We start from the raw sequence: 26,770 nt of genomic DNA, 5'->3' as shown, positions 1-26,770 counted from the left end.
ATACGAGGTAACTAAATGAGATATTTAACTGCTGGGGAGTCACATGGGCCGCGTTTAACAGCTATCATTGAGGGAGTACCAGCTGGACTTCCTCTTACGACAGATTACATCAATTTAGAACTCAAACGCCGTCAGGGCGGATACGGTCGTGGAGCTCGCATGAAGATAGAGAGTGATAAAGTGGAAATTACTTCCGGTGTTCGTCACGGGCGAACCATGGGCGGGCCGATTACACTCAATGTGACGAATCTGGATCATCAAAAATGGTTGGACATTATGGATGTGGCAGATGTGAACGATAAAAAAAAAGAACTGCGTAAGATTACCAAGCCACGCCCGGGTCATGCAGATCTGGTTGGAGGTATGAAGTACCGTTTTGATGACTTGCGCAATTCTTTGGAGCGATCTTCTGCACGTGAAACGACCATGCGGGTTGCAGTAGGAGCTGTTGCTAAGCGACTCTTAGAAGAAATTGGAGTTGAAGTAGCCAGTCATATTGTAAGTTTTGGCGGTATTGATGTTGAAATTCCGGAAAATTTGACTGTTGCTGAAATCAAGAAGCGAGCTCGTCAATCAGAAGTTTCGATTGTCAACCCAGAACGGGAAGAGGAAATCAGAGCCTATATTGATCAGATAAAGAAAGATGGCGATACTATTGGCGGAATTGTTGAAACCATTGTTGGTGGTGTGCCAGTTGGACTAGGTTCTTATGTTCAGTGGGATAGGAAATTAGATGCTAAAATTGCTCAAGGAGTAGTTTCTATTAATGCATTTAAAGGTGTGGAATTTGGGGTTGGTTTTGAAGCAGGGCGGCTTAAGGGCAGTCAGGTTATGGATGAAATACTCTGGTCTAAAGAGGATGGCTTTACTCGTCGTACCAATAATCTTGGTGGTTTTGAGGGTGGCATGACTAACGGGGAGCCTATCATAGTACGCGGAGTGATGAAGCCGATACCAACTCTCTATAAACCACTTATGAGTGTTGATATTGAAACACACAAACCTTACAAGGCAACAGTAGAACGGAGTGATCCAACTGCTTTGCCAGCTGCTGGTGTAGTAATGGAAGCTGTTGTTGCAACAGTACTTGCAACGGAGATCTTGGAGAAATTTTCTTCGGATAACCTAGACGAATTAAAAGAAGCAGTTCAACAATACCGTGATTATGTGAAAGGTTTTTAATGCTTACTTATATTTGTACCATGTTACTCGTAGGACTGTTTGCGGGGATTTTGGGGGCTTTATTAGGACTTGGAGGCGGAATTGTTATCACGCCTGTACTCACTCTCTTATTTGAAGTAGATATTAAGTATGCGGTGGGAGCCTCTATTATTGCAGTTTTAGCAACTAGTTCAGGCTCTGCTATTGCTTATCTTAAAGATGATATGCTCAATCTACGGATTGCTATGTTTTTAGAAATTTTTACAACTTTAGGCGCCTTTGTAGGTGCGGTGTTATCAGTGATAATAGATTCACAGTTTCTTTTTTTACTTTATGGAGCTCTTATGCTCTTTCAAGCATTTAATATGTACCAGAAAATTCGTTCTAAAAAAGAAGAGCATTTACCTAGTCAAAATGATGCTATTGCTGAAAAACTAAATCTCAGTGGGGAATATTTTGATAAAGGCTTAAATCGGACGATTAAATACCAAGTAGCTAATGTTTCAGGTGGTTCCGTTGTTATGTTTTTTGCAGGCGTTATGTCGGCTCTCTTAGGCATTGGTGCAGGTGCCTTTAAAGTCTTGGCTATGGATACGGTGATGAAAATGCCTTTAAAAGCTAGTTCAGCAACCGCTAATTTTATGATGGGAGTTACAGGAACTGCTTCAGCCATCTTTTATCTTTTTGTAGGACAAATCAATCCGGTATTAGTGACACCAATCGCCTTAGGTGTTCTAGTCGGCTCTTTTATCGGAAGCCGCATCATGCCATATGTGCCTGTAAAAGTTTTGCGGTGGATTTTTCTTGTTGCTTTGTTAGCTCTTGGTATGCAAATGTTTATACGAGGTATGAAATGACAGATAAGATGCGAGAAGAAAAAGAGCAGCTGGATTTGGTAATGGGGAAAATTCTTCGCATAGGAATTTTACTGTCCCTTCTTTTTATGTTCCTTGGTCTGATTTTTTACTTTTTTAGTGGGCAGCAGGTGATTTCTTTAGGAAATTTAGAACAGTTTAATCCAGTTGACTACGTGAAGAGCCATTCCATTTTTGATGCAGTAACGTTTATGTTACTAGGATCTTTTATGCTTATTTTGACACCAATTTTTCGAGTGATTTCGACATTTATCATTTTTTTGAAAACAAAAGATAAAATGTATATGATTTTCACAGCGATTGTTATGATTATTATTTTGGTGTCGATTGTTCTAGGGTTTATCATTGAACCAAAGTAAAGGAGTGAGCATGGAAAAGAAAGTTATTTACATTGCAGGTCTTGGTTTGATTGGATCATCAATCGCACTTGGAATTCGACGTGGTCATCCAAACTATATCATATTAGGCTATAATCGTGGAAAAGAGTCAAGAAAGATCGCCCTTGAAAAAGGCTTAGTGGATAAAGTGACCAACCAGTTTGCTGAATTTGCTCCTCTGGCAGATGTGATTATTCTTGCTATCCCTATCAAGCAAACCATTGAGTTTATCCGACAATTAGCCACTTTAGATTTAAAAAAAGCTGTTATTATCTCAGATGTAGGCTCTACCAAAGCTGAAATTGTAACTGCTGCTGAAGAAGCTCTAAGGGAGAAAGATATCCGATTTGTAGGTGCGCATCCTATGGCAGGTAGTCATAAAACGGGGGCTCGTGCAGCAGATGTGAATCTGTTTGAAAATGCCTATTATATTTTTACTCCGTCTCATTTGACGAAAGATGGCACGATAGAGGAAATGAAAGATCTCTTATCGGGTTTGCATGCTCGGTTTATCGAGATTGATGCCAAAGAGCATGATGATGTAACTAGCCAAATTAGTCATTTTCCGCATATTCTAGCTTCGAGCCTTATGGATCAGGCAGCTGCATATACTCAACAGCACGAAATGACACAACATTTCGCTGCTGGAGGCTTTCGTGATATGACACGGATTGCAGAGAGTGAGCCAAGCATGTGGACTTCGATTTTGTTGACCAATCCAGATGCTATTTTAGAGAGAATAGAGGATTTTAAGAAGCGATTAGATATCATTTCAAGTGCTATTCAGAATAAAAATGAAGATCTAATTTGGAAATTTTTTCAACATGGGCGGCAAGTCCGAAAAGCTATGGAAATTCATAAACGAGCTGGTGTGGATAGCTTTTATGACATTTTCATCAATGTTCCTGATGAAGAAGATGCTATTTTAGGTATCCTAGAACTTCTAAGAGGAACGTCCATTGTTAACATTCACATCAACGAAGAAAATCGTGAAGACATTAACGGAATTCTCCAAATCACCTTTAAAAATCGTGAAGATTTGGAAAAATCTGCTAAAATAATAAGAGAAAAGACACATTATCCAGTCTTTTTAGATTAAGGAGGAAGACTATGTCAAATATTTATGATTTAGCAAATGAACTTAGCCGTACTCTGCGTGACCTTCCTGAGTACAAAGCTGTTGTCGAAAGTAAAAAAGCAGTAGATGCTGATAGTGAAGCGAAAGCTCTTTTAAAGGATTATCTAGCTTTTCAACAAGAATTGCAAGCGATGGCACAATCAGGTCAAATGCCCACGCAAGAAGTACAAGATAAGATGAAATCCTTTGGGGAAAAAATTCAAGTAAATCCTGCTCTGACTGAATTTTTCAACAAACAACAGCAATTATCTATTTACTTGGCGGACATTGAACGTATCATTTTTGATCCAGTTCAAGAATTGCTAAAATAAAAAATATACACAGGTTGGCTGATTCAAATTTTGAATCAGCTTTTTTGGATAAGAAGAAACTTTGTAAAACAAGTGTCTTCCAGAAATATGTGAATTTTCTGCATGTTTTTGGAAAATGCTTGTTTTTTAATGATTTCTGAGTATAATGAATTATATCTACTGGACAAATTTTCAATATATTATCAACCATGAGATACCTATTTGAGGTATCCAGCCATTGTAGGATGTGAGGGAATTCTGTCTGGAACAAGTTCAACTTAACTCGTTCTGCACCATTCATCGAGCAAAAATTTTTAGAAAGTTTATTGTCTTAAGAGGTTGAGGGCAAGTAGAATCTGAAGAAATGAAGTCTTCTCCCACTCACTTTTGTTTCCCTCCTTTTTTTATGGTACAATATGTAAAAAGGATCAGGTATGAGGTTTTCTATGCAATTACGAACAAAGGCAAGTGGGTTAGCAGGGTGCATTCATGTGCCAGGGGATAAGTCTATTAGTCATCGCTCAATTATATTTGGTAGTTTAGCTAAAGGAGTCACAACGATTCATGATATTTTGCGAGGGGAAGATGTTCTATCCACCATGCAAGTCTTTCGCGATTTAGGTGTTCAGATTGACGATGATGGCAATGTAGTAACGATTCACGGGGTGGGCTTTGCTGGCCTTAAAGCCCCGACAAACACACTGAACATGGGAAATTCTGGTACCTCCATGCGCTTGATTTCGGGCGTACTAGCTGGACAGGATTTTGCAGCAACAATGGTTGGCGATGATAGTTTATCGAAACGTCCTATGGATCGTGTAACAATTCCTCTCCGTCAAATGGGAGTCCAAATCGCTGGGCAAACCAATCGTGACCTGCCGCCGCTTACGATTCATGGAAATAAGACCTTACAACCAATTCATTATACATTACCTGTAGCTTCTGCTCAGGTTAAGTCTGCTTTGATATTTGCTGCTTTGCAAGCTCGAGGTGAATCCGTCATTCTCGAAAAAGAGATGACCCGCAACCATACAGAAGATATGATTGAGCAGTTTGGTGGTCAGATTTTTATCAATGATAAGGAAATTCGTATTCAGGGTGGACAAGAGTTTATAGGACAGAATGTTGTAATACCAGGAGATATTTCTAGTGCAGCTTTCTGGTTGGTGGCAGGACTTATTGTTCCAAATTCTAAGATTATTTTGAAAAATGTTGGAATCAATGAAACGCGGACTGGTATTTTGGATGTCATTCAAGCAATGGGTGGGAAGTTAAGTGTGGCGGATGTAGACAATATTGCTAAGTCTGCAACTATGACGGTGGAAACATCTGAATTAGTTGGCATAGAAATTAGTGGAGAAATTATCCCACGCTTGATTGATGAATTGCCCATCATTGCACTTTTAGCTACTCAAGCTAAGGGGCAAACGGTGATTCGTGATGCAGAGGAACTAAAAGTAAAAGAAACAGACCGTATTCAAGTTGTGGCAGATACACTAAATAGCATGGGAGCCGATATTACTCCGACAGAGGATGGCATGATCATCAAAGGGAAAAGCCCTCTTCATGGTGCTAAAGTGAATACATTTGGCGATCATCGAATTGGTATGATGGCAGCTATTGCAGCTCTTTTGGTAAACGACGATCAAGTAGAACTGGAACGAGCCGAAGCTATCAATACGAGTTATCCGAATTTCTTTCATGATTTGGAGGATTTACTTCATGCCTAAAATTTTGATTGGTTTCATGGGGGCTGGAAAATCAACAATTGCTAGCTTGTTAGATGAGAATTTTATTGATATGGATGAGTTTTTGTCAGAAAAACTAGAGATGCCGATTAAAGAATATTTTGAGCGGTATGGTGAAGAAGCTTTTCGACAAAGAGAAAGTGAATTATTAAAAGAATTGCTGCAGTCAGAACAAGTCATCTCAACCGGTGGCGGAATCGTAAGCAGTATTCAAAATCGCAAGTTATTAAAACAAAATCCTGAAAACATTTATTTGAAAACGGATTTTGAGACACTTTACCAGCGCCTTGAAGAAGATCAGAAACACCAGCGCCCGCTTTATTTGAACAATAGCAAAGCTGATTTAAAAAGTCTTTTTAATCAACGTCAGGCTTGGTATGAAGAAGTAGCTACAAAAGTTATTGATGTGACTACTTTGACACCGAAACAAATTGTGGAGGTGTTGCAATGAAAATTGGATTTTTAGGTCCGAAAGGGTCTTTTTCTCATCATGTGGCACAAGAAGCCTTTCCAGCAGATACTTTAGTTGCTTTTGAAAATATCACAGAAGTTGTAAAGGCTTATGAGACAGGTGAAGTAGATTATTCTGTGGTGCCGGTTGAAAATTCAATTGAAGGCAGTGTCCATGAAACATTGGATTATCTTTTTCATCAGGCTGCCATTTATGCTGTGGCGGAAGTTGTGCAACCGATACAACAACAGCTATTGGTCACAGCAACTGATAAGCCAGTAGAAAAAATCTTTTCTCATCCGCAGGCAATTGCGCAAGGCAAAAAATATATCCGTCAGCATTATCCACAAGCTAAAATCGAAATAACAGCTAGCACAGCTTATGCAGCCCGTTTTGTGGCTCAACATCCTGAAGAAAATTATGCAGCCATTGCTCCTAAAACTGCAGCCAGTGAATATGATTTGCAGATTATTGCAGAGGATATTCAAGAAATGGATGAGAATTTCACTCGTTTTTGGTTGCTTGGACAGTCAATCTCGGATTTGCCATTGTATCCGAAGGAAAAGAAAATGACGCTCGCTTTAACTTTGCCAGATAATCTACCTGGTGCTTTATACAAAGCCCTTGCAACTTTTGCATGGCGGGGAATTGATTTGACAAAGATTGAAAGCCGTCCATTGAAGACAGCCTTGGGAGAATATTTTTTCATTGTGGATATCAATAATGAAAAAGCGAATTTGGTATCATTTGCGATAAAAGAGTTAGAAACAATTGGTATTACTTATAAAATTTTAGGAAATTATACTGTTTATACCATTTCAGAAAAGTAGATTGGAGAAATCATGGGTAAAAAATCTGATAATCTCAGCCACCATGAGCAGTTGAGACTGGACTATCTTTACAAAAATATCCATTATTTAAATGAACGTGAGAAAAAAGAGTATCAATATCTTCTTAGCAAGCAAGAAGGAAAACAAACAATAGAGCCAGCTCGAGCAGTGAGAAGTAACTTTTCTGACCAACAGGTTCCTGAGAATTTTGGCTATACTGAACAAGGATTACCTCAATATCCAGAAAGAAGTCGCCGTAGTAAACGATCTAAAATTGAGCGCATACCAAACTATACAACCGAAAATGTAGAAAATCTGCCCAAGCCTAAAAAGGAAAAACGACATAGAAAATTACGTGTGAAGCGGATTCTAGGTTGGTTAGCACTTTTTGTGGTGTTGATTATTGGAGGGATGCTTTTTATGTTTATAAAAGGTTTGAACACCTCTAAAAGCAATCCAAATGCAAAAGCTGCTCAAACAGAGATTTTTCATGGGAAAGATACAAAAGACGGCGTGAATATACTTATTTTGGGTACAGATGGACGAATTGGGCAATCTTCTTCTGAAACGCGGACAGATTCGATCATGGTCTTAAATGTCGGTGGAAAAAATAAAAAAATGAAACTCGTCAGTTTCATGAGGGACACGCTCGTTCACATTGATGAAGTCAGCCAAGGATCGGGTTATGATCAAAAGTTAAATGTAGCGTATGCCATTGGAGAGCAAAATAAGAATCAAGGCGCTGAATTAGTACGCCAAGTGTTAAAAGATAACTTTGATATTGACATTAAATATTATGCCTTGGTTGATTTTTCGACCTTTGCAACAGCGATTGATACACTTTTTCCAAATGGTGTTGAAATGAATGCGAACTTTTCAACTATCAATGGCGAAAAAGTGAGTGAAGTTCAGGTGCCGGATGATCTTAATATGAAAGACGGCGTGGTTCCAGAGCAGACGATTAAGGTTGGCAAACAACGAATGGACGGTCGTACGCTTTTGAATTATGCGCGTTTCCGTAAAGATGATGAGGGAGATTTTGGACGTACACGTCGCCAGCAAGAGGTGATGAGTGCGATTATTCAGCAAATAAAAGACCCAACGAAACTGTTTACAGGATCTGAAGCACTTGGAAAAGTCTTTGCGTTAACTTCGACAAATATTCCCTATAGCTTTTTACTAACACATGGCTTATCTTCTCTTACCAATGCTCGTAATGGTGTTGAAAAGATGACTATTCCTAAAAATGGTGATTGGATAGATGCTTATGATATGTATGGTGGTCAAGGATTGCTTGTTGATTTTGAAGCTTATAAGACTAAATTAGCAAAACTTGGACTCAGATAATGATATAATAGAAAGTGATAATTTTGTCGCTTTCTTTTTTTGGGAAATGGCAGAGCAGATAGAAAGAGAAAATATGTTAAAAAAGAATGATGTGATAGAAGTTGAAATTGTAGATTTGAGTCATGATGGTGCAGGAATAGCTAAGGCAGAAGGGTTGGTTTTCTTTGTAGAAAATGCCTTACCAAGTGAAAAAATCCTTATGCGGGTTCTCAAGGTCAATAAAAAAATCGGCTTTGGTAAAGTAGAGGAGTTTCTTCGCACTTCAGACCAGCGTAATGAGAATCTTGATATGGCTTATCTGCGTACGGGAATTGCGGACTTGGGACATCTGAGCTATCCATCCCAGCTGGCCTTCAAACGCAAGCAAGTCAAAGACAGTCTCTATAAGATTGCTGGTTTGTCCAATGTTGAAGTGTCGCCGACACTTGGTATGGAGCAGCCGCTGGGCTACCGCAATAAGGCTCAAGTGCCTGTCCGCCGTGTCAATGGCCAGCTGGAAACAGGATTTTTCCGCAAAAATTCCCATGACCTCCTGCCGATTGAAGATTTCTATATTCAGGATCCAGTCATTGACCAAGTTATCCTCTTTACACGTGACTTGCTCCGTCGCTTTGACCTTAAACCTTACGATGAGCAGGAAAAGACTGGTCTCATTCGCAATCTAGTTGTTCGCCGTGGCCATTATTCTGGTGAAATCATGGTGATTTTGGTGACAACCAGGTCCAAGATTTTCCGAGTGGAGCAGCTGATTGAGCGTTTGGTAGAGGCCTTTCCAGCTATCGAGTCCATCATGCAGAATATCAATGATCAGAATACCAATACTATTTTTGGAAAAGACTGGCAAACGCTTCACGGTCGAGACTATATCACAGACCGCATGCTGAATAATGACTTCCAGATTGCTGCGCCAGCCTTTTACCAAGTTAATACTGAGATGGCAGAAAAACTTTATCAGACAGCTATTGACTTTTCCGAGCTGGCAGCAGATGATGTGGTGCTTGACGCTTACTCAGGCATCGGGACTATCGGTCTGTCAGTCGCTAAGCAGGTCAAGCAGGTCTATGGTGTAGAAGTGATTCCAGAAGCTGTCGAAAATAGCCAAAAGAATGCGGAAATCAACGGCATTACTAATACCCATTATGTTTGTGATTCAGCAGAAAATGCTATGGCTAACTGGAGTAAGCAAGGCATTAAACCAGACGTTATTCTGGTTGATCCACCACGAAAAGGCTTGACAGAAAGCTTCATCGAATCCAGTGTTAGTATGGAACCAAAGAAAATTATCTACATATCCTGCAACCCAGCAACCATGGCGCGTGACATCAAGCTCTACCAAGAACTGGGTTATAAACTGAAGAAAGTCCAGCCGGTTGACTTATTTCCTCAAACGCATCATGTGGAGTGCATAGCGTTGATACAAAGAGTGAAATAGTGAAAATACTGCATTTTAAGCAGTTTTACAAGCATTATGTATTTGTAGAAGACGGAGAGGGAGGACGAAAAAAAGTCTTAAAAAATTATATGGATGTGAATGTTTGCATTGATATGGTGTGTGGAGATACAAAGAATGTTTTTGAAAGTGAGGAATAAGAAATTATGAGATGGATAATAAAAATAATCTTATTCCCAATTAGCTTGGTGTTAAGTATCCTCACAGCATTTCTGACATTTCTACTTGGTATCGGAACAGCCCTACTATATTTGCTGATGATGTTTTGTATATTTGGAGCAATTGCATCTTTTCTGCAAAAAGAAGTTACCATCGGAATAGAAGCATTGATTATTGGATTCTTAGTTAGTCCATACGGAATACCGATGGTTGGTGCAACTGTTATAGCTTTTTTACAAGGTATCAATGAGGCAATAAAATCAATCTAAAAAATTTCATAAAAATGGTTACCAAAGGCGATAGATGAAAAAACTATCGTCTTTTTCTTTGCAAATTTTTAAGGAGGGAGGTGATCTTGCATGGACTTTGACTATTTCTATAACAGAGAAGCAGAGCGATTTAACTTTCTGAAAGTGCCTGAAATATTAGTAGACGGAGAAGAATTTAAGGGACTGTCTGCTGAAGCCATTATTCTATACTCCATGCTTTTGAAACGCACAGGAATGTCCTTTAAGAATAACTGGGTGGACAAGGAAGGCAGAGTATTTATCTATTTTACTGTTGAAGAAATTATGAGAAGAAGAAATATCTCAAAGCCTACTGCCATAAAAACATTGGACGAGTTAGACAGCAAAAAAGGAATAGGACTGATTGAAAGAGTAAGGCTTGGACTTGGTAAGCCGAATGTCATTTATGTTAAAGATTTTATGAGCATAATAGCGGTAAAAGAAAATGACTTTCAGAAGTCAAAAAACTTAACTTCAGAAGTAAGAGATTTTAACCTCAGAAGTAAAGAAAATGAACTTCAGGAAGTTCAAAATGTTGACTCTAACTATATAGAGAATAATAAGAGTAAGTATAGTAAGAGAGAATATAGTTTTGGGAAAAGCGGACTTGGAACATTTCAAAATGTCTTTTTAAAGGACGAAGACATAGGAGAATTACAAATAATAATGGCAGGAGAGCTTGATAACTACATTGAAAGACTATCAACCTATCTTCAAAGTACCGGAAAGACATATAAAGACCATAAAGCAACAATCCTTTCTTGGTTTTATAAAGATCAGGGAAGTAAGAAAAAAACCAATATCCCTACATGGGAGGAATATAACAAGGGAGTACATTTATGATTAAAGAATTAGAAAAAGTGATGATAGAAGATGTGGAATACAGCTTCAATCCTGAAAAAGAATACATCAAAGACGGACACGCCTACTGTAAAGTGTGCCATGAAAGAAAAGATGGAAAAGCATTAGAATTTTTCGGAAAGCAGATGATATTTAAGACAGCTTGTAAATGCGATAGAGATAGAGAAGCAAAAGAAAAAGAAAGACAAAAGCAGCTTGAAATCGAGAGATTAAAAAGTATCTGCTTCACATCTATTATTCAGTGGTCATATACCTTTGAAAACTATCAGGGAAAAGAAAATCAGAGTCTTATCATCGCAAAGAATTTTGTAAAAGATTATGAATTGATGAAAAAGGAAAATATCGGACTTCTGTTCTATGGAACAGTTGGAAGCGGAAAGACCTATCTTGCCTGCTCTATTGCCAATGCACTGATTGAACAGTATCAGATAAGCGTTAAGATTAGAAACTTTTCACAGATAATCAACGAACTGCAAAAAGGAGGATTTGACATTGATAAAAACGCATATATCGAATCCCTTGTAAACACTTCCGTTCTCATCTTAGATGATTTAGGAATTGAAAGAGATACAAGCTATGCCAAAGAGCAGGTATATAACATTGTCAATAACAGGTACTTAAAGCATAAGCCAACAATCTTTACCACAAATCTTTCATACAGCCAAATTGAAAACTGTACGGAGAGTGTGGAATACCAAAGAATTTACTCAAGAATTATCGAGATGTGTATTCCTGTGATGGTACTCGGAGAAGATTACAGGAAAGTTATTCAGGAAGAAAAATTAAAGAGGAATAAAGAAAGATTACTGACTGGAGGTGAGAGAACTTGATCAATGAAGAAATCGCAAGAAAAACGCTTAACATGGAAGTGAAAGCTGCTAAAGTAACAGGAAAGCTAATTCTGAACTTATTAAAGAAACTGATGAAAGAGGCTGAAAAACTTGGAGGACTGGAAAAGCTGGTTAATGCTAACGGAAATGAAGTAAAGCTAAAAGATATGGTTAAAAAGGGACAGCTTGAAGAAATTCCGGTAGAAGAAGCAGAGCTGAAGGAACTGAAAAAGGAACTTAATCGGTATGGGGTAAAGTTTTCGGTGATGAAAGATAAAGAAAGCGGTAAATACTCCGTATTCTTTCAGGCAAAAGACATGAAAGTCATGGATAAAGCCTTTAAACACGCTCTTTCGGAATCAGAAAAGAAAACGGAAAGAAAAGAATCTATCCACAAGAATATTGAGAAGTTCAAGGAAATGGCAAAGAACGCTCTTTCTAAAGATAAAGTCAAGAATAAACAAAAGGAGCAGAGCCTATGATAGATAAGATACTAAAAGACATCAAAGGCTTATTTAAGGTGCAAGATAAGTCAAAGTTTTTCAAGCAGAATATTCCCTATCTTGCATTTTTCTATGTTGGAAACATCTTCTCTCACCATGTAAGAGCCTATACAGGTGGCGATGTAATAGATAAAATATTTCAAGGAATATTAGAGCTTAATACCATGAGCTTTATTCCGAGCATTCATCCAATAGATATTTTAATGGGCGTGGGAGTGGCAGTTTTAATTAAATTTATTGTCTATACCAAAGGTAAAAATGCAAAAAAGTTCAGACAGGGGAAAGAGTATGGTTCAGCCCGATGGGGAACGAGAAAAGATATAGAGCCGTATGTGGATGAAAAGTTCCAAAACAATATCTTGCTTACTCAAACAGAGCGATTAACCATGAATGGCAGACCGGCAAATCCAAAGTATGCAAGAAATAAGAATGTACTTGTTATTGGTGGTTCTGGCTCCGGAAAGACGAGATTTTATGTAAAGCCAAACCTAATGCAAATGCACTCGTCATATTGTGTTACAGATCCTAAAGGAACGATAGTCATTGAGTGTGGCAAGATGCTTGAAGATAATGGCTATGAGATAAAAATCTTAAATACCATCAACTTCAAAAAGAGTATGAAGTACAATCCCTTTGCCTATCTCAGAAGTGAAAAAGACATCCTCAAATTAGTGCAGACAATCATTGCAAACACTAAGGGTGAAGGGGAAAAGGCAGGTGAGGATTTTTGGGTGAAAGCCGAGAAACTCTACTATACGGCTTTGATAGGTTATATTTTTTATGAAGCTCCAAGAGAAGAAAAGAACTTTGCGACACTACTGGATATGATAGATGCTTCAGAAGTCAGGGAAGATGATGAAACATATATGAATCCCATTGATAGACTATTTGAAGCATTGGAAAAGAAAGAGCCTACGCACTTTGCGGTAAAGCAATATAAGAAATACAAACTTGCTGCTGGAAAAACGGCGAAGTCTATTCTTATTTCATGTGGTGCAAGACTTGCTCCTTTTGATATTCAGGAACTTAGGGACTTGATGAAAGAAGATGAACTTGAGCTTGATACTCTTGGAGATAGAAAGACAGCACTTTTTGTCATTATATCTGATACAGATGATACTTTTAACTTTGTGGTATCTATCATGTACTCACAGTTATTTAATCTACTTTGTGATAAGGCAGATGATGAGTATGGAGGAAGATTACCTGTTCATGTAAGATGCCTTCTTGATGAGTTTGCAAATATCGGCTTAATTCCAAAGTTTGAGAAGTTAATAGCGACAATCCGTTCAAGAGAAATATCTGCAAGCATTATTTTGCAAGCACAATCTCAGTTAAAGGCGATATATAAGGATAATGCTGACACAATCGTGGGCAACTGTGATAGTACATTGTTTTTAGGTGGAAAGGAAAAGACCACATTAAAAGAGCTATCAGAAACGCTTGGAAAGGAAACGATAGATCTATATAACACTTCTGAAACACGCTCCAATGCTAATAGTTATGGACTCAATTACCAAAAGACAGGAAAAGAGCTGATGAGTCAAGATGAGATAACGGTTATGGATGGCAGTAAATGTATCTTTCAGCTTAGAGGTGTAAGACCGTTTTTATCAGATAAATTTGATATTACAAAGCATAAGAATTACAAGTTACTTGAAGATTTTAATAAGAAAAATGCCTTTGATATTGAGGAATATATCAAGAGAAAAGGGAAAGCAAAATTAAATAGAGAAACGGTTATTACAAGAGTGCAGTAAGTCTAAAGAACATAGATTTGCTGCTTTTTTATTACTCAAAATCAGGAGGAAAGATGGTAAGGATAAGAAGTCCCACTAAGGAAAACTAAATAGCAAGAGTATCAGCGATTGGAAAAGAAAAACTCCGATCGCTTTTTTTATTGAAAAGAAAAGGAGAAATTTTTAATGAAGCAAGAAATGATTAACATCAATGCCAACTTATTGGCAGAACCAACTTTTTCAAGTTTTGACAAAGAGGGAGAAACGGTTGAAGTTGTAAACTTTACGCTTGTAAAAAAGTATGGGAAAGGCAAGGAATATATCAATTGTGCAGCCTATGGTGAAAAGTCAGAAACAGCAAAAGCCTTTGAAAAAGGTGATTTGATCCATATCTTTGGATACTTTAAGAAGCGTGAAAAAGATGGAAAGACTTACAAAAACTTTGTTGTGAAGTCATACAACAAAATTGAAAAGAAAGAAGAAAACGAGGAGGAATAAATTATGGAATTTTTTACACAGGCAGTAAATGTATTAAAGATTTTAGTTATGGCAGTAGGTGCAGGACTTGGAGCATGGGGCGTTATTAACCTGATGGAAGGTTATGGTAATGACAATCCGGGTGCAAAATCTCAGGGCATTAAGCAGCTTATGGCAGGAGGCGGTATTGTCCTTATCGGATTAAAGCTGATTCCGCTTCTTGCAAATGTACTCAAGTAAGAAGAAAAGGAGAAATTAAATGTTTGGGATATTCGACAAGATAGAGGAGTTTTTCAAAGATCTTCTACTGGGCGGTATCCAAGCAAACTTAGAGTCCATGTTTCTTGACATCAACGATAAAGTTGGTGCGATTGCAACGGATGTGGGAAAGACACCGATGGGGTGGAATGGACAGGTTTTTAGTTTTATCAAAAGCATTAACGACTCTGTCATTATCCCCATTGCAGGGCTAATCATAACGGCAGTCCTTTGTATCGAGCTTATCAATATGGTTATGCAAAAGAACAATATGCACGATACGGATACCTTTGAATTTTTCAAATACATCATAAAGATGTGGATTGCCGTATGGTTAGTGTCCCATGCTTTTCAGTTTTCTATGGCAGTCTTTGATGTGGCACAGCACATGGTAAATAAAGCGGCAGGGGTAATTAACACCTCTGCCGTTATCTCTGGAGATCAGATTGTAACGATGGTAGAAGGCTTAAAAGATAAAGGTCTTGGAGAGCTTGTCATGATACTCTTTGAAACCTCGCTCATAAAGGTGGCAATACAGGTCATTTCCATTGTGATTATGCTTGTGGTATACGGCAGAATGTTTGAGATTTATGTTTACTCATCCGTTTCAGCCATTCCTTTTGCCACAATGGGAAACAAAGAGTGGGGACAAATCGGAACAAACTATATCAAAGGCTTATTTGCCATAGGATTACAAGGACTCTTTTTAATGGTTTGTCTTGGAATATACGCAGTATTAGTTAAGACAATACAAATAACAGATATACACACAAGTACCTTTACGATACTTGGATATGCGGTTTTGCTGGGGTTAATGATGCTAAAGAGCGGAACACTGGCCAAAAGCGTATTAAATGCACACTAAAAGAAAGGATAGATATGATGAACAAAAGAAAAACAGTATTGATAGCGGTAGCAGTTGGAACAGGTATTTTGGCAGTGATGGATAGAATCAGGCTTCACATCAAAGAGAATGATTTGGAAGAAAGAACAAAAGACATCGGTCGCTGCCACAATGATTTTTGTCTAATGCAGGAAAGATATAACAGAAGTACAGATGAACAGATTGCAAGTATTCAGGAAGAAATCGGCTCCGTATATGAGCATATAGAGGAGCTTTCAAAGGGAAAAGAAGATGGGAGGTAAGTTATGGCGTATGTACCTATCCCAAAAGACTTAAAGAAGGTAAAAACAAAGGTTGCATTCAATTTGACGAAAAGACAGCTTATAGGTTTTACGATTGCAGGACTTATTGGAATACCAATCTATTTATTTATGCGAAAGGTCGTTCCAAATGATATAGCAGTCATCTTTCTCATTGTGTCCACTCTCCCTATATTTTTCATAACTCTTTTTGAAAAGGACGGACTTAGCTTTGAGAAATATTTTAAGTATATTTACCTTCACAAATTTTATCAGCCACAAAAAAGAGTGAGAAAGGAGGTTTATCTTGAAAGACAAAAGAAAAATTCAGCAGCTAAAGTTAGAACAAAACCAAAAGAAGTTAAGAAGTCAAAAACAGGACTTAAAGCAAAATAAGGGAAAGTCTAAAAAAGATAGGGGCGGATTACTTGACCTTATCTTTAGGAAAGAACCGAAAAGATACACTGTTGAAGATACCATTCCCTATCTTAGACTCTTAAAAAGCGGGATATGTCAGATTGATGAAAAGCATTTTAATAAGAGTATTGCCTTTGAGGATATAAACTATCAGCTTGCCTTAGAAGAAGATAGAGATTTGATTTTTAATCAGTTTGCAAATTTTCTTAATTCCTTTGATCCAAGTGTCAGCATAGAGTTTTCATATATTAATCAGCTTGGCAGAAATGAAGAAATGAAATCAGCCATTCAAATACCGGATAAAAAGGACGGTTTTGACGATATTCGCCTTGAGTTTAGAGAAATGCTGAAAAGCCAGATTGTAAAGGGAAATAACGGACTGAAAAAATCAAAGTATGTAACCTTTACAGTGGAAGCGGATAATTTAGAGCAGGCAACATCAAAACTTGAAAGACTGGAGATAGATATATTATCAAGTCTTAAAAGTATGGGAGTAAGAGCAGAAAGTCTAAACGGAGAAGAAAGGCTGAAGATACTTCATGATGTTTTAAATCCCAATAAGACCTTTGAATTTTCATATAAGGACTTAAAGAAGAAAGAAAGCACAAAGACATATATTGCTCCTGATGAATTTAACTTTACACCGTCAAGGTATTTTAAGTTTGGGAAATTTATCGGAGCAGCAAGTCATTTTCAAATCCTTGCAAGTGAGCTTTCAGACCGTATGCTTGCAGAGTTTTTGGATATAGACGATAACATCAATATCTCTTTTCATATCAAGGCAATCGAACAGTCGGAAGCCATCAAGATGGTAAAAAGAAAAAATACCGATATTGACAAGATGAAGATTGAGGAGAATAAAAAGGCTGTAAGAAGCGGTTATGATATGGACATTCTTCCAAGTGATTTAATCACCTATGGGGAAGATGTAAAAAGCCTCTTAAAAGACCTTCAGACAAGAGATGAGCGTATGTTTGTCGTAACCATCATCTTTATGAACTTTGCAAGGACAATTCAAAGGCTGGACAATACCATTTCTCAAATCAGCTCCATTGCCAATAAGCATAATTGCAAGTTAAAAAGACTTGATCACTCACAGGAGCAGGGCTTAATCAGTGTACTTCCACTTGGGGTAAATAAGATTGAAATTGACAGAGGACTAACCTCATCATCTACGGCAGTATTTATGCCTTTTACCACAGAGGAGCTTTTCATAAATTCGGCGAACAGTTTGTATTATGGACTAAATGCCCTAAGCCATAACCTGATTATGGCTGATAGAAAGAAATTGAAAAACCCGAACGGTTTAATTCTCGGAACTCCGGGAAGTGGTAAATCCTTTAGTGCAAAAAGAGAAATGGCAAATGCCATTCTTACAACGGATGATGACGTTATTATCTGCGATCCGGAAGGCGAGTACGGAAACCTTGTTCGTCAGTTTAAAGGAGAAGTAATAAAGGTCAGCAGTAAGTCAAAAGACTACCTTAATCCTTTAGATATAAATATGAACTATGGCGATGGGGACGCACCACTGAAAGATAAAGCAAACTTCATTATGTCGATGCTTGAATTAGTAGTTGGCGGTAGTGGTCTTACAGCAGAAGAAAAGTCGGTTATAGACAGATGCCTTCCTAAGATTTATGAAAAGTATTTTGAAAATCCAAAGCCTTGTAATATGCCGATTCTTCAAAACCTGTATGATATGCTCAAAAATCAGGAAGAAAAAGTCGGTAAAAAGCTGGCAACGGAAATGGAGATTTATGTAACAGGATCCTTAAATGTATTTAACCATCAGTCCAATGTGGACTTAAATAAGCAGCTACTTTGTTTTGATATTAAGGAGTTAGGCTCACAGCTTAAAAAAATCGGAATGCTTGTTATTCAGGATCAGGTGTGGAATAAGGTATCGCAAAACAGAGGAAATAAGGCTACAAGGTACTATATCGACGAGTTTCACTTATTGTTAAAAGATGAGCAGACAGCTTCCTATTCCGTAGAAATTTGGAAAAGATTTCGTAAGTGGGGAGGAATCCCGACAGGCATTACACAAAATGTCAAAGACTTACTTATGAGCAAGGAAATTGAAAATATCTTTGATAATACGGACTTTGTTTTAATGCTTAATCAGGCTTCAGGAGATAGAGAGATTTTAGCAAGGAAACTTAAAATCTCACAGCCACAGCTAAAATATGTAACCAATTCCAATGCAGGAGAAGGACTTTTGTTCTTTGGAAATACCATTGTCCCTTTCCTTGATAAATTCCCGAAAGACACAATCCTTTATCAGAAAATGACAACCAAGCCTGAAGAAGTGAGGTAGGCTTATGGGAAAGAAACTGAAAAAGGACTTTAAGGAAAGGCAAAGGGCAAGGATTGAAAAGGAAAGGCTGCAAAGTAATAGCAGCATAGAGCCTGAAGAAAATAAGCTAAAGCATAACGATGATTACAGAGGGAAAATCGTCCATGACAAAGACAGATTTCAAGATAAGGTTCATGAAAAGGTCAGTAAGAGAAGTGCAGAAACTGAATTAAACGGAAAAACTTCTAAAAGAAATGCAAGGTATAGAAGTCCTGAAACAGGAAGTGTAAGTCAGGAAGAAATCGGGAAAGCGGATTATGATACTGAGGTTAAGGATGGAAAAATCTATGATCCTTTAGGAAAAGACCTCGACAATGACGGAATCATAGACAGATATGACAATGACTTTAGGGACAGCGACTATTTTGAGTCAACCTATGATGTAGAGGATAATCTGCAACATAAAGTAGAAGATACAAAAGGCTTTTCAAAAAGCCAAAAAGCTCAAAAGAAAAATTATAAGAGAAAAAACTATTCTGATAAGCTCTATACCAGAAAAAAGGATAAAGAAGCCAAAGAGGAAAAGGCGGATAGTAAAAAAAGCGGAAAAGAAGCCATTCTTGATAGAGAAAAGAAAAACAGGCTTTCTAAAGAACAGGAAAGAGCCTTTAAGAATAAGACTTCTAAAGTGTCCGCTTTATCAGGACTTGCTAAAGGAAGTGAAACCGTAAGAGATTACCTATCTCATGGAAGCGATGAAAATCAAGGGGTAGAGGCAGGAGAGAAGACAGCAGATACAAGCTCAAAGCTCATTCATGGCATTAAGAACTACTCGGATAAGAAAAAAGCAAAAAAAGGATATGACCTTACGAATAAGGACTATAAAATCAGAAAGAGAAAATCCAAACTTGAGTTTCGAGATGCCAAAGAGGAGCTGAAAAAGACACAGGAGTATCAAAAAGCAAATAACTTTAAGCGATTTCAGAAGCGAAAGCAGATGAAAGATTCCATTAAAAGGAAGAATAAGTCAAGGCTTAGAGATCGCATTAAGGAAGGGCTTATAGGAAGTCTTAAAAGTTCAAAGGAAGTTATATTAAGAAAAGCGAAGGGACTTATGATTATTTTCATAGGTCTTATTATTTTGGGAACTTTCTTTATCAACTTTGCAGGAACAGGAATGACAGGCTTTATGAACTCCACAAGTTCTGTTCTTACAACAAGCTATTTGTCAAAGCCAAATGTCCTAAGTGAAATCAATGAGAATTTTTCGGAGATGGAAAAGGAGCTTCAAAGTGAGGTTGACAATGTAGAAGAAAATTATCCCGGATATGATGAGTACATCCTAAATAACACAGAGTACATCGGTCATAATGTCCACGAGCTTTTATCCTACATTACATCAAGGTGCGGGGAAGTAAAGAATGCATCGGAAGTAAGCTCCGTATTAAATGAGCTTTTTAAGTCCATGTATGACCTTGAGTATAAGGAAGAAGTGGAAATCAGATATAGGACAGTTACAGAAACTTATACCGATGAAGATGGAAATGAATATACCGAAAGCCATGAAGAACCTTACGAGTACAAGAAACTGATTGTAACGCTTCATAAAAAAGAGATGGATAGCATTATCAGAAAGGTTTTTGCAAACTATCCTGACAATCTGAAGCACTATGAAGCCCTATTCCTTGCTCAAGGCAATATGGGAGAAGCCTTTGGTAATAGCGACCTTATTGCTTCCAATGGAGGTATCGGAGGCGGAAAAGAGTATGAGGCTTCTACGGAAGTTCAAAAGAAGATTGTAAATGCTGCATACATTACGCCATCTCCGGGGGCAGGCTGGTGTGCCATGTGGGTATCACAGGTCTATCAAAATGCAGGACTTGGATATATTGGCGGAAATGCCTGTGATATGTATCGAAACTACACCTTTACATCGGACAAATCAAAACTCAAGGTGGGAATGCTTGTTGCGGTGGAAAGTAGTAGCAGCGGAAGTACAGCAGGACTTACTTATGGTCATGTAGGCATTTATATAGGCGATGGCAAAGTAATAGATAATATCGGTCGAATCAGAGTAACAACTTTAGATGATTGGATAGCATCTTTTTGTCAGCATCATCCAGTAGGCTTCGGCTTTCCGCCAAATGTAAACAGATAAGGAGGACACAATTTGAAAAAAGAACTTACAGCAGTAAAAAACAGAATAAAGAAATTAAAAGATAAAAAGGCTCTGATTGATGAAGAATTGGAGCCTTTGTTCATTCGTGAGGAAGAACTTGAAAACGAAGAAATTATTGCCATTTGCAGAAAGAACAACATTACAATCAGTGATTTAATGGCAAAAGTAAACAGAGAAAAAGCAGAAGTGAAAAAGGAGAAAACAAATGAAAACCAGTTTGAAAAATAAAAGAATTACAGCCATTGTTGTAGCTTTTACCCTGCTAATGGGTGGAGTTTTAGGGGTGTTAAAAGTTGGTGCAAAGACAGTATTTGCATCAAATGAACCGCCTGAAAAATATGAAACATATTATGAACTGAAATTTGAGGATCATACTTCAGATGACACCTTTAGAGGATTTTATCATCTCGGAAAAGGAAATAAGGAAGGTCAGCCATTGAACTTTAAATTTTCCTTATCAAAATCCTTTGAAGAAAAGGGCGGTGTAGTTGTCGATAAGTATAATGAAACCTTTACCAATGAGAATATGGACAAGGTAAATCAGTTAGATGATCTAAGATATATGACAAAGAAACCCTATCCATATTATCGAATTCATAATATAGGGACAGGTGCTTTTACAAGTATCGTTTCTCCAAGAGATAAGGATAATTACTATATTGGAGATATTACAGAAAATGCAGAAGAACGAACCGTAAAAGGAAAGAAAGCAAATGTCATTGTCTATACCTGCCCTGTTCTACAGTTAAATAGAAATATTGAGAAAGTAACTGTTGACTATGAGGGAGAGTTTAAAGAGGAAACAAAGAATTCTATTATTGGCAGAGTAAAAGAAGCAAATCCCAATATCAACAATGTAAAAGAAATTAAGATTGTTAAGGACAAGCTGATTATTGAAACATGGAATAGATTTCATACTGGTGTACCCTACCTTGAATTACCTTTAGAGGATTTATATAAGAGGGTAGCGAATGCGTCAGCTCAAACAGACAATAAGGATACTAAGGATGAGGAAAGTCAGACAAAAAGTGAAGTAAAGATCAAATATCAATATCAGGACGGAAATGTATATAAGGAGTATTCAGCTTCCTTTGACAAAAATCAGATGATTGATGCGTCTGATCTTGAAATGCTTCCGGATAATATGAGTTTTAATGACGATTTTGTAAGCTACACAGTAAAAGGTGATGGAAGCGATAGTATTATCCGAATTGTAAAGAAGTTAGAAAGTAATGCTCAGACGCAGACAGAAAAGCCAAAAACTGAAGATAAGGGAATTCAAACAGAGCTTAGCAAAGATGACATTTCCAAAATGGAAAAGGAATCTAAGGAACTTCAGGAAAAACTTGATAAGCTAAATCAGGAGATTAAGGACAAGGATAAATTAAGCGACAAGCAAAAGGAGAAAATCAAAGACCTTGAGGAAAAAATAGATAAGCTGAAGGAAAAACTTGAAAAGGGCAAAGACGATAAGGATTTATCGGCGGATATTAAAAAGGAGATTGAGAAGCTAACTGAGAAAATTAAGGAGCTTGAGAAAAAGACGAATGAGGTTGGCAAGGCTACAGTTACGCATAATCCTACTGTAACACCAATCAGCCCTATCTCCGGAATGAAAACAGGAACAGGAAACTTTCCTCAAACATCTGTAAGTGATACGGGTAAAGGCTCATCATCACAGGATAATACAGGAAAGATTACAAAGGACACAAATATTGGTAAGAATAATGACAAAGAAAAAGAAGTTCGTTATCCCAATAAGCTGACACCGAAACAGCCTGCCAATAACAGCAGTCAGGATTCCTCTATGGATGGTTCAAGTAAGAATGTAAATACCAATAAAGGAGTTGCGTCAGCACCATCAAAGGCAAGAGGAACTGTTACGGAAAATAAGGATAATGCGAACAAGGATTATCCAATACACCATAATGACAGTAAAGATAATAAAGAAACGGATATGTATTCAGCGGATGCAAGACAGTTTGTTACCTTTACTACTAAGAATGGCAAGACCTTTCATTTAATCATCAATCACGATGAGGATAGCGAAAATGTCATGCTCCTAACAGAAGTATCCGAAGATGATCTTCTTAATATGGTTGAAAAGAAAGAAGCTCCAAAACAGGAAATTACAAAGGAAGAACCTGAAAAAGAAGAACCTAAGCCAGTAAAAAAAGAAGAAAGCAGCAATATGGGAACCTACTTAATTCTCATTCTTGTAGTAGCAGGAGCATTAGGTGCAGGATATTATTTCAAGGTCGTTAAGAAAAAAGAAGATAAGGAGCTTGAAGGCTTTGAGGAGGAAGATGATGATTTCTTTTCAGAGGCAGAAGAAAGTGAAAATGAAGTAGATGAAACAGAAACAGAAGATAAAGAAGATGAATTGGAATAAATTTGCACCCAAAACTATACAATATTTGGTGCAAAAGACAGGGCGGGAGAGTAACATCTTCCGCCCTATTATTTTGAAAAACAGGAGGAAAAAATAGATGAATTTAGTAATTGCTGAAAAGCCAAGTGTTGCAATTTCTATTGCAAAAGTGATCGGAGCAACAAAGAAGAAAGACGGATATTATGAAGGAAACGGATATAAGGTAAGCTGGTGTGTTGGACATTTAATTAAAATGGCAAATCCGGAAAGCTATGATGAAAAGTATGCTAAGTGGAATATGGCGGATTTACCGATTATTCCAAAGGAATATAAGTATGAGATTGCAAAGTCTACAAAGAAACAATTTACGATTCTTAAAAAGCTGATGAATGATAAGGATATAGACATCGTGATAAATGCCTGCGATGCAGGGCGTGAAGGAGAAGCCATCTTCAGGCTTGTATATAATCAGGCAAATTGTAAAAAGAGAATGAAGCGTCTTTGGATTTCATCAATGGAAGATAGTGCCATAAAAGAGGGCTTTGATAACCTAAAAGATGGAAGTTCTTACGATAATCTATTTGAGTCTGCACAAGCAAGAGCAATAGCAGATTGGCTTGTGGGAATGAATTTAAGCAGACTGTATTCGTGTCTATACAAGCAAAATTACAGTGTGGGCAGAGTGCAGACACCTACCCTTGCAATGATTGTAAAAAGAGATGGTGAGATAGCCAATTTCAAGAAAGAAAAATATTTTACAGTGGAATTAAGCCTTAATGGCTTTACACTATCAACAGATAGAATTGATGATGAAATAACAGCGGAACAGCTCTTAAATTTAGTAGGCGATAAGATAGAAATTACCGATGTTATTCAAAAGGAAAAGATAACAAAGCCTGAGCTGCCATTTGACCTGACGACGCTTCAAAGAGAGTGCAATAAATATTTTGGATACTCAGCTAAGCAGACACTTGATTATGCTCAAAGTCTTTACGAAAAGAAACTGATTACCTATCCAAGAACAGACAGCAGATGCCTTACGGAAGATATGATTGTAAGTACGGTTAATAACATTTTAGGAAAGAATGATTTTGACACAGAGCGTATCAAGACGGTATTTAATTCTAAAAAGGTTACAGACCATCATGCGATTATACCGACAGCAAGCAGTATGAATGAGAACTTAACTTCTCTTCCGGAAAGTGAATTGAAGGTATATGAACTTATTTTAAATAAGCTACATGCAAGTGTAGGCTATCCTTTAATTGAGAATACAACGAAGATTGTGGCTGAATTTGATGGATTTGAATTTACAAGTAGTGGAAAGGTGATTGTAGATGATGGCTTTACCAAATACCTAAACGAATATGCGAAAAAGAAAAATGAAGATACAGTGCTTCCGGATGTAAAGATTGGTTATAGTCTTGATATTAAAGATAAAGAGATAAAAGAAAAATACACTCAACCAGCTAAGCATTTTACGGAAGATCTTCTCCTAAAGGCGATGGAGCTTGCAGGAAATGACGCATTGGAAAAAGGTGTAGAAGTTGAGCGAAAAGGACTTGGAACACCTGCAACAAGAGCAGGGATTATTGAAAATCTGATTTTCAAGGGATTTGTAGAAAGAGATAAAAAGAACCTTATTGCTACACATAAGGGAATCAGCCTTGTAACGATTGTAGCCGATACTTTTAAATCAGCAGAAACAACAGCAAAGTGGGAAATGGAGTTATCGGATATTGCACAGGGGCAATCTTCAGAGGAAAACTTTTTAGAAGCGATTGAAAATGAGATAAAAGAAGTGGTTTCCACTTATACCAAGTAAGATGCCACTAATTTCAAGGTGGAAAAAATGCCCTAAAAATGATATAATCTTTTGTAGGAAAAGTAGGGAGAAAGGAAACAGGTATGAAAGATACATTTATGGATACTGCAAAAGTTATGTCAAAAGGGCAGGTTACTATTCCAAAAAGGATAAGAGAACTTTTGGACTTACAAAATGGAGATTATGTTACTTTTGTAGTCAATAAAGATAAAGTGCAAATTCAAAACTCCAAGACTTTTATTGAAGAAAACATTGATAAATAAAGGTGGTGAAACAACAAAGATGACTATAGATGAAATAAAAAAGTTAATTCAAAATGGAGAAAAGATAGATGTTGAATTTAAAGAATCGAGGAATGCTCTAACCAAAGATGTCTTTGATACAGTATGCTCTTTCAACAATAGAAATGGAGGACATATTTTACTTGGTGTAAATGATAAAAGAGATATTGTTGGTGTTAGTGAAGATAAAGTTGACAAGATTATTAAAGAATTTACAACATCTATCAACAATTCGCAGAAGATGTACCCACCACTTTATTTATTACCGGAAGTATTTGAGCTTGACAGTAAAAAAGTGATTTATATCCGAGTACCTGAAGGTTATCAGGTATGCAGGCATAACGGAAGAATATGGGACAGGTCTTATGAAGGAGACATCAATATCACAGACCATGCAGAACTTGTTTATAAGCTATATGCGAGGAAACAGGGAAGCTATTTTGTGAATAAGGTGTATCCAAACCTCGATATAGAATTTCTTGATACTGATGTTATTGATAAAGCCAAGAGAATGGCAGTAGCAAGAAATAAAAATCATGTCTGGGAAAATATGAGTTATGAGGAACTGCTCCGAAGTGCAAATCTCATTCTGACAGATCCTGAAACAAAGCATGAGGGCATTACATTAGCGGCAATTTTGTTATTTGGAAAAGACAACTCTATTATGTCAGTTCTCCCACAGCATAAAACTGATGCAATATTTAGAGTTGAAAACAAGGATAGGTATGACGATAGAGATGTTGTCATAACAAATCTGATTGATAGCTACGATAGGCTTATTGCGTTTGGACAGAAGCATTTGAATGACTTATTTGTCTTAGACGGAATTGTAAATGTCAATGCAAGGGATAGAATACTTAGAGAAATTGTTTCTAATACATTGGCTCACAGAGATTATTCAAGTGGTTTCCCTGCAAAAATGATTATTGACGATGAGAAGATTATGATTGAAAACAGTAACTTAGCTCATGGCATGGGAGCATTGGATTTACAAAAGTTTGAACCTTTTCCTAAAAATCCGGCTATTTCAAAAGTATTTAGAGAAATAGGACTTGCTGATGAGCTTGGTTCAGGTATGAGAAACACCTATAAATATACAAGGCTATATTCAGGTGTTGATCCTCTGTTTGAGGAGGGAGATATATTTAGAACGATTATTCCTTTGAAGAAAATAGCGACTCAAAAAGTTGGAGGAAGCGGTGTCGCTCAGGATGTCGCTCACAGTGTCGCTCAGGATGTCGCTCACGATAAGATAGCTCTTGCAGAGTTTATAAAAGAAAAAATAAGAGGAAACAACAAGATTACAAGAAAAGCAATTGCAGATGAAGCTGGAGTTAGTGTAAAGACTATAGAAAGAACCATTAAAGAAATGGATAATCTACAATATGTAGGAAGTGGAAGTAATGGTCATTGGGAACTGAATGAATAGCAGTAAGTTGTAGCACACAGAATTTAAAGGTGATTAGAGTAAAAT

At 37.3% G+C, this 26,770-nt stretch carries 27 protein-coding genes; all 27 read left to right on the top strand.

What is annotated here, in order from left to right; all coding sequences use genetic code 11:
* The first annotated feature begins 15 nt into the window (after positions 1–15).
* The 27 genes from aroC (at position 16) to SCSC_RS05915 (ending at position 26,725) form a co-directional block, all read left to right on the top strand.
* Complete coding sequence (gene aroC / locus SCSC_RS06045) at positions 16–1,182, top strand: chorismate synthase (RefSeq protein ID WP_006269609.1); 1,167 nt, start codon at positions 16–18, stop codon at positions 1,180–1,182.
* The gene (locus tag SCSC_RS06040; protein ID WP_006269624.1) at positions 1,182–2,018 is read left to right on the top strand and encodes a sulfite exporter TauE/SafE family protein; all 837 of its coding nucleotides are present in this window, start codon (positions 1,182–1,184) and stop codon (positions 2,016–2,018) included. The genes aroC and SCSC_RS06040 overlap by 1 nt, the downstream gene beginning before the upstream one ends.
* Positions 2,015–2,395, top strand: a complete 381-nt coding sequence (locus SCSC_RS06035; RefSeq protein WP_003068576.1) for a DUF1634 domain-containing protein — start codon at positions 2,015–2,017, stop codon at positions 2,393–2,395. The genes SCSC_RS06040 and SCSC_RS06035 overlap by 4 nt, the downstream gene beginning before the upstream one ends.
* Before the next feature lie 10 nt (positions 2,396–2,405).
* A complete protein-coding gene (locus tag SCSC_RS06030) occupies positions 2,406–3,512 on the top strand; it encodes a prephenate dehydrogenase (protein WP_006269693.1) in 1,107 nt (368 codons plus the stop codon).
* Positions 3,513–3,523: 11 nt separating this feature from the next.
* Positions 3,524–3,862 carry a YlbF/YmcA family competence regulator gene (locus SCSC_RS06025; RefSeq protein WP_003073067.1) on the top strand — a complete coding sequence of 113 codons (339 nt, stop codon included), beginning with the start codon at positions 3,524–3,526 and terminating at the stop codon, positions 3,860–3,862.
* A 425-nt stretch (positions 3,863–4,287) separates the two neighbouring features.
* Positions 4,288–5,571: a 3-phosphoshikimate 1-carboxyvinyltransferase gene (gene aroA, locus SCSC_RS06020; protein WP_006268480.1), complete on the top strand. Its 1,284-nt coding sequence runs from the start codon at positions 4,288–4,290 to the stop codon at positions 5,569–5,571.
* Positions 5,564–6,040, top strand: a complete 477-nt coding sequence (locus SCSC_RS06015) for a shikimate kinase (protein ID WP_003068583.1) — start codon at positions 5,564–5,566, stop codon at positions 6,038–6,040. The genes aroA and SCSC_RS06015 overlap by 8 nt, the downstream gene beginning before the upstream one ends.
* Positions 6,037–6,870 carry a prephenate dehydratase gene (gene pheA, locus SCSC_RS06010; protein WP_003068585.1) on the top strand — a complete coding sequence of 278 codons (834 nt, stop codon included), beginning with the start codon at positions 6,037–6,039 and terminating at the stop codon, positions 6,868–6,870. Before SCSC_RS06015 ends, pheA begins: the two co-directional genes overlap by 4 nt.
* A 12-nt stretch (positions 6,871–6,882) precedes the next feature.
* Complete coding sequence (locus tag SCSC_RS06005) at positions 6,883–8,217, top strand: LCP family protein (protein ID WP_006269688.1); 1,335 nt, start codon at positions 6,883–6,885, stop codon at positions 8,215–8,217.
* Between the two features lie 73 nt (positions 8,218–8,290).
* Positions 8,291–9,649 carry a 23S rRNA (uracil(1939)-C(5))-methyltransferase RlmD gene (gene rlmD, locus SCSC_RS06000; RefSeq protein WP_022524495.1) on the top strand — a complete coding sequence of 453 codons (1,359 nt, stop codon included), beginning with the start codon at positions 8,291–8,293 and terminating at the stop codon, positions 9,647–9,649.
* A gap of 164 nt (positions 9,650–9,813) precedes the next feature.
* On the top strand, positions 9,814–10,095 hold the full coding sequence (locus SCSC_RS05995) for a CD1845 family protein (protein ID WP_001267198.1): 282 nt from the start codon (positions 9,814–9,816) through the stop codon (positions 10,093–10,095).
* A 90-nt stretch (positions 10,096–10,185) separates the two neighbouring features.
* Complete coding sequence (locus tag SCSC_RS05990) at positions 10,186–10,956, top strand: replication initiator protein A (RefSeq protein ID WP_002989320.1); 771 nt, start codon at positions 10,186–10,188, stop codon at positions 10,954–10,956.
* On the top strand, positions 10,953–11,804 hold the full coding sequence (locus SCSC_RS05985; RefSeq protein ID WP_002989323.1) for an ATP-binding protein: 852 nt from the start codon (positions 10,953–10,955) through the stop codon (positions 11,802–11,804). Before SCSC_RS05990 ends, SCSC_RS05985 begins: the two co-directional genes overlap by 4 nt.
* The gene (locus tag SCSC_RS05980; protein WP_002989326.1) at positions 11,801–12,286 is read left to right on the top strand and encodes a PcfB family protein; all 486 of its coding nucleotides are present in this window, start codon (positions 11,801–11,803) and stop codon (positions 12,284–12,286) included. The genes SCSC_RS05985 and SCSC_RS05980 overlap by 4 nt, the downstream gene beginning before the upstream one ends.
* Positions 12,283–14,067 carry a VirD4-like conjugal transfer protein, CD1115 family gene (locus SCSC_RS05975; RefSeq protein WP_002989328.1) on the top strand — a complete coding sequence of 595 codons (1,785 nt, stop codon included), beginning with the start codon at positions 12,283–12,285 and terminating at the stop codon, positions 14,065–14,067. Before SCSC_RS05980 ends, SCSC_RS05975 begins: the two co-directional genes overlap by 4 nt.
* A gap of 165 nt (positions 14,068–14,232) precedes the next feature.
* Positions 14,233–14,544: a single-stranded DNA-binding protein gene (locus SCSC_RS05970; protein WP_000807042.1), complete on the top strand. Its 312-nt coding sequence runs from the start codon at positions 14,233–14,235 to the stop codon at positions 14,542–14,544.
* A gap of 3 nt (positions 14,545–14,547) precedes the next feature.
* Positions 14,548–14,763 (top strand): Maff2 family mobile element protein, encoded by a 216-nt coding sequence (locus SCSC_RS05965; protein ID WP_000394208.1) that lies wholly within the window; start codon positions 14,548–14,550, stop codon positions 14,761–14,763.
* A 19-nt stretch (positions 14,764–14,782) separates the two neighbouring features.
* Positions 14,783–15,646: a VirB6/TrbL-like conjugal transfer protein, CD1112 family gene (locus SCSC_RS05960; protein WP_000466901.1), complete on the top strand. Its 864-nt coding sequence runs from the start codon at positions 14,783–14,785 to the stop codon at positions 15,644–15,646.
* A gap of 17 nt (positions 15,647–15,663) precedes the next feature.
* Complete coding sequence (locus tag SCSC_RS05955; protein WP_002989333.1) at positions 15,664–15,927, top strand: hypothetical protein; 264 nt, start codon at positions 15,664–15,666, stop codon at positions 15,925–15,927.
* A 3-nt stretch (positions 15,928–15,930) separates the two neighbouring features.
* Positions 15,931–16,320, top strand: a complete 390-nt coding sequence (locus SCSC_RS05950) for a PrgI family protein (protein ID WP_000332198.1) — start codon at positions 15,931–15,933, stop codon at positions 16,318–16,320.
* Positions 16,232–18,661: a VirB4-like conjugal transfer ATPase, CD1110 family gene (locus SCSC_RS05945; protein WP_006269596.1), complete on the top strand. Its 2,430-nt coding sequence runs from the start codon at positions 16,232–16,234 to the stop codon at positions 18,659–18,661. Before SCSC_RS05950 ends, SCSC_RS05945 begins: the two co-directional genes overlap by 89 nt.
* Positions 18,662–18,665: 4 nt before the next feature.
* Positions 18,666–20,798 (top strand): CHAP domain-containing protein, encoded by a 2,133-nt coding sequence (locus SCSC_RS05940; protein WP_006269601.1) that lies wholly within the window; start codon positions 18,666–18,668, stop codon positions 20,796–20,798.
* Between the two features lie 12 nt (positions 20,799–20,810).
* Positions 20,811–21,047, top strand: coding sequence for a hypothetical protein (locus tag SCSC_RS05935; RefSeq protein ID WP_000711923.1), 237 nt, complete (start codon positions 20,811–20,813; stop codon positions 21,045–21,047).
* Positions 21,025–23,211, top strand: coding sequence for a CD1107 family mobile element protein (locus SCSC_RS05930; RefSeq protein ID WP_002989351.1), 2,187 nt, complete (start codon positions 21,025–21,027; stop codon positions 23,209–23,211). Before SCSC_RS05935 ends, SCSC_RS05930 begins: the two co-directional genes overlap by 23 nt.
* A gap of 97 nt (positions 23,212–23,308) precedes the next feature.
* Positions 23,309–25,015, top strand: a complete 1,707-nt coding sequence (locus SCSC_RS05925) for a DNA topoisomerase 3 (protein ID WP_002989354.1) — start codon at positions 23,309–23,311, stop codon at positions 25,013–25,015.
* Positions 25,016–25,098: 83 nt separating this feature from the next.
* On the top strand, positions 25,099–25,278 hold the full coding sequence (locus tag SCSC_RS05920) for an AbrB/MazE/SpoVT family DNA-binding domain-containing protein (RefSeq protein ID WP_000655431.1): 180 nt from the start codon (positions 25,099–25,101) through the stop codon (positions 25,276–25,278).
* Between the two features lie 19 nt (positions 25,279–25,297).
* Positions 25,298–26,725: an AlbA family DNA-binding domain-containing protein gene (locus tag SCSC_RS05915; protein WP_006269676.1), complete on the top strand. Its 1,428-nt coding sequence runs from the start codon at positions 25,298–25,300 to the stop codon at positions 26,723–26,725.
* Positions 26,726–26,770: the final 45 nt, after the last annotated feature.

It is taken from the genome of Streptococcus constellatus subsp. constellatus (assembly GCF_023167545.1).
GTDB classification, from domain to species: domain Bacteria; phylum Bacillota; class Bacilli; order Lactobacillales; family Streptococcaceae; genus Streptococcus; species Streptococcus constellatus.
This window is presented reverse-complemented; position numbering and strand designations above follow the sequence as displayed.

Excerpts from the sequence above, each read along its gene's own strand:
- pheA (WP_003068585.1), top strand. The coding sequence starts at position 6,037 with ATGAAAATTGGATTTTTAGGTCCGAAAGGGTCTTTTTCTCATCATGTG.
- SCSC_RS05915 (WP_006269676.1), top strand. The coding sequence starts at position 25,298 with ATGACTATAGATGAAATAAAAAAGTTAATTCAAAATGGAGAAAAGATA.
- SCSC_RS06005 (WP_006269688.1), top strand. The coding sequence starts at position 6,883 with ATGGGTAAAAAATCTGATAATCTCAGCCACCATGAGCAGTTGAGACTG.
- SCSC_RS06035 (WP_003068576.1), top strand. The coding sequence starts at position 2,015 with ATGACAGATAAGATGCGAGAAGAAAAAGAGCAGCTGGATTTGGTAATG.
- SCSC_RS05990 (WP_002989320.1), top strand. The coding sequence starts at position 10,186 with ATGGACTTTGACTATTTCTATAACAGAGAAGCAGAGCGATTTAACTTT.
- SCSC_RS06025 (WP_003073067.1), top strand. The coding sequence starts at position 3,524 with ATGTCAAATATTTATGATTTAGCAAATGAACTTAGCCGTACTCTGCGT.
- SCSC_RS05965 (WP_000394208.1), top strand. The coding sequence starts at position 14,548 with ATGGAATTTTTTACACAGGCAGTAAATGTATTAAAGATTTTAGTTATG.
- SCSC_RS05960 (WP_000466901.1), top strand. The coding sequence starts at position 14,783 with ATGTTTGGGATATTCGACAAGATAGAGGAGTTTTTCAAAGATCTTCTA.
- SCSC_RS05985 (WP_002989323.1), top strand. The coding sequence starts at position 10,953 with ATGATTAAAGAATTAGAAAAAGTGATGATAGAAGATGTGGAATACAGC.
- SCSC_RS06030 (WP_006269693.1), top strand. The coding sequence starts at position 2,406 with ATGGAAAAGAAAGTTATTTACATTGCAGGTCTTGGTTTGATTGGATCA.
- SCSC_RS05970 (WP_000807042.1), top strand. The coding sequence starts at position 14,233 with ATGAAGCAAGAAATGATTAACATCAATGCCAACTTATTGGCAGAACCA.
- SCSC_RS05975 (WP_002989328.1), top strand. The coding sequence starts at position 12,283 with ATGATAGATAAGATACTAAAAGACATCAAAGGCTTATTTAAGGTGCAA.
- SCSC_RS06040 (WP_006269624.1), top strand. The coding sequence starts at position 1,182 with ATGCTTACTTATATTTGTACCATGTTACTCGTAGGACTGTTTGCGGGG.
- SCSC_RS05950 (WP_000332198.1), top strand. The coding sequence starts at position 15,931 with ATGGCGTATGTACCTATCCCAAAAGACTTAAAGAAGGTAAAAACAAAG.
- SCSC_RS05925 (WP_002989354.1), top strand. The coding sequence starts at position 23,309 with ATGAATTTAGTAATTGCTGAAAAGCCAAGTGTTGCAATTTCTATTGCA.
- SCSC_RS05995 (WP_001267198.1), top strand. The coding sequence starts at position 9,814 with ATGAGATGGATAATAAAAATAATCTTATTCCCAATTAGCTTGGTGTTA.
- aroA (WP_006268480.1), top strand. The coding sequence starts at position 4,288 with ATGCAATTACGAACAAAGGCAAGTGGGTTAGCAGGGTGCATTCATGTG.
- SCSC_RS05920 (WP_000655431.1), top strand. The coding sequence starts at position 25,099 with ATGAAAGATACATTTATGGATACTGCAAAAGTTATGTCAAAAGGGCAG.
- aroC (WP_006269609.1), top strand. The coding sequence starts at position 16 with ATGAGATATTTAACTGCTGGGGAGTCACATGGGCCGCGTTTAACAGCT.
- SCSC_RS06015 (WP_003068583.1), top strand. The coding sequence starts at position 5,564 with ATGCCTAAAATTTTGATTGGTTTCATGGGGGCTGGAAAATCAACAATT.
- SCSC_RS05940 (WP_006269601.1), top strand. The coding sequence starts at position 18,666 with ATGGGAAAGAAACTGAAAAAGGACTTTAAGGAAAGGCAAAGGGCAAGG.
- rlmD (WP_022524495.1), top strand. The coding sequence starts at position 8,291 with ATGTTAAAAAAGAATGATGTGATAGAAGTTGAAATTGTAGATTTGAGT.
- SCSC_RS05930 (WP_002989351.1), top strand. The coding sequence starts at position 21,025 with ATGAAAACCAGTTTGAAAAATAAAAGAATTACAGCCATTGTTGTAGCT.
- SCSC_RS05955 (WP_002989333.1), top strand. The coding sequence starts at position 15,664 with ATGAACAAAAGAAAAACAGTATTGATAGCGGTAGCAGTTGGAACAGGT.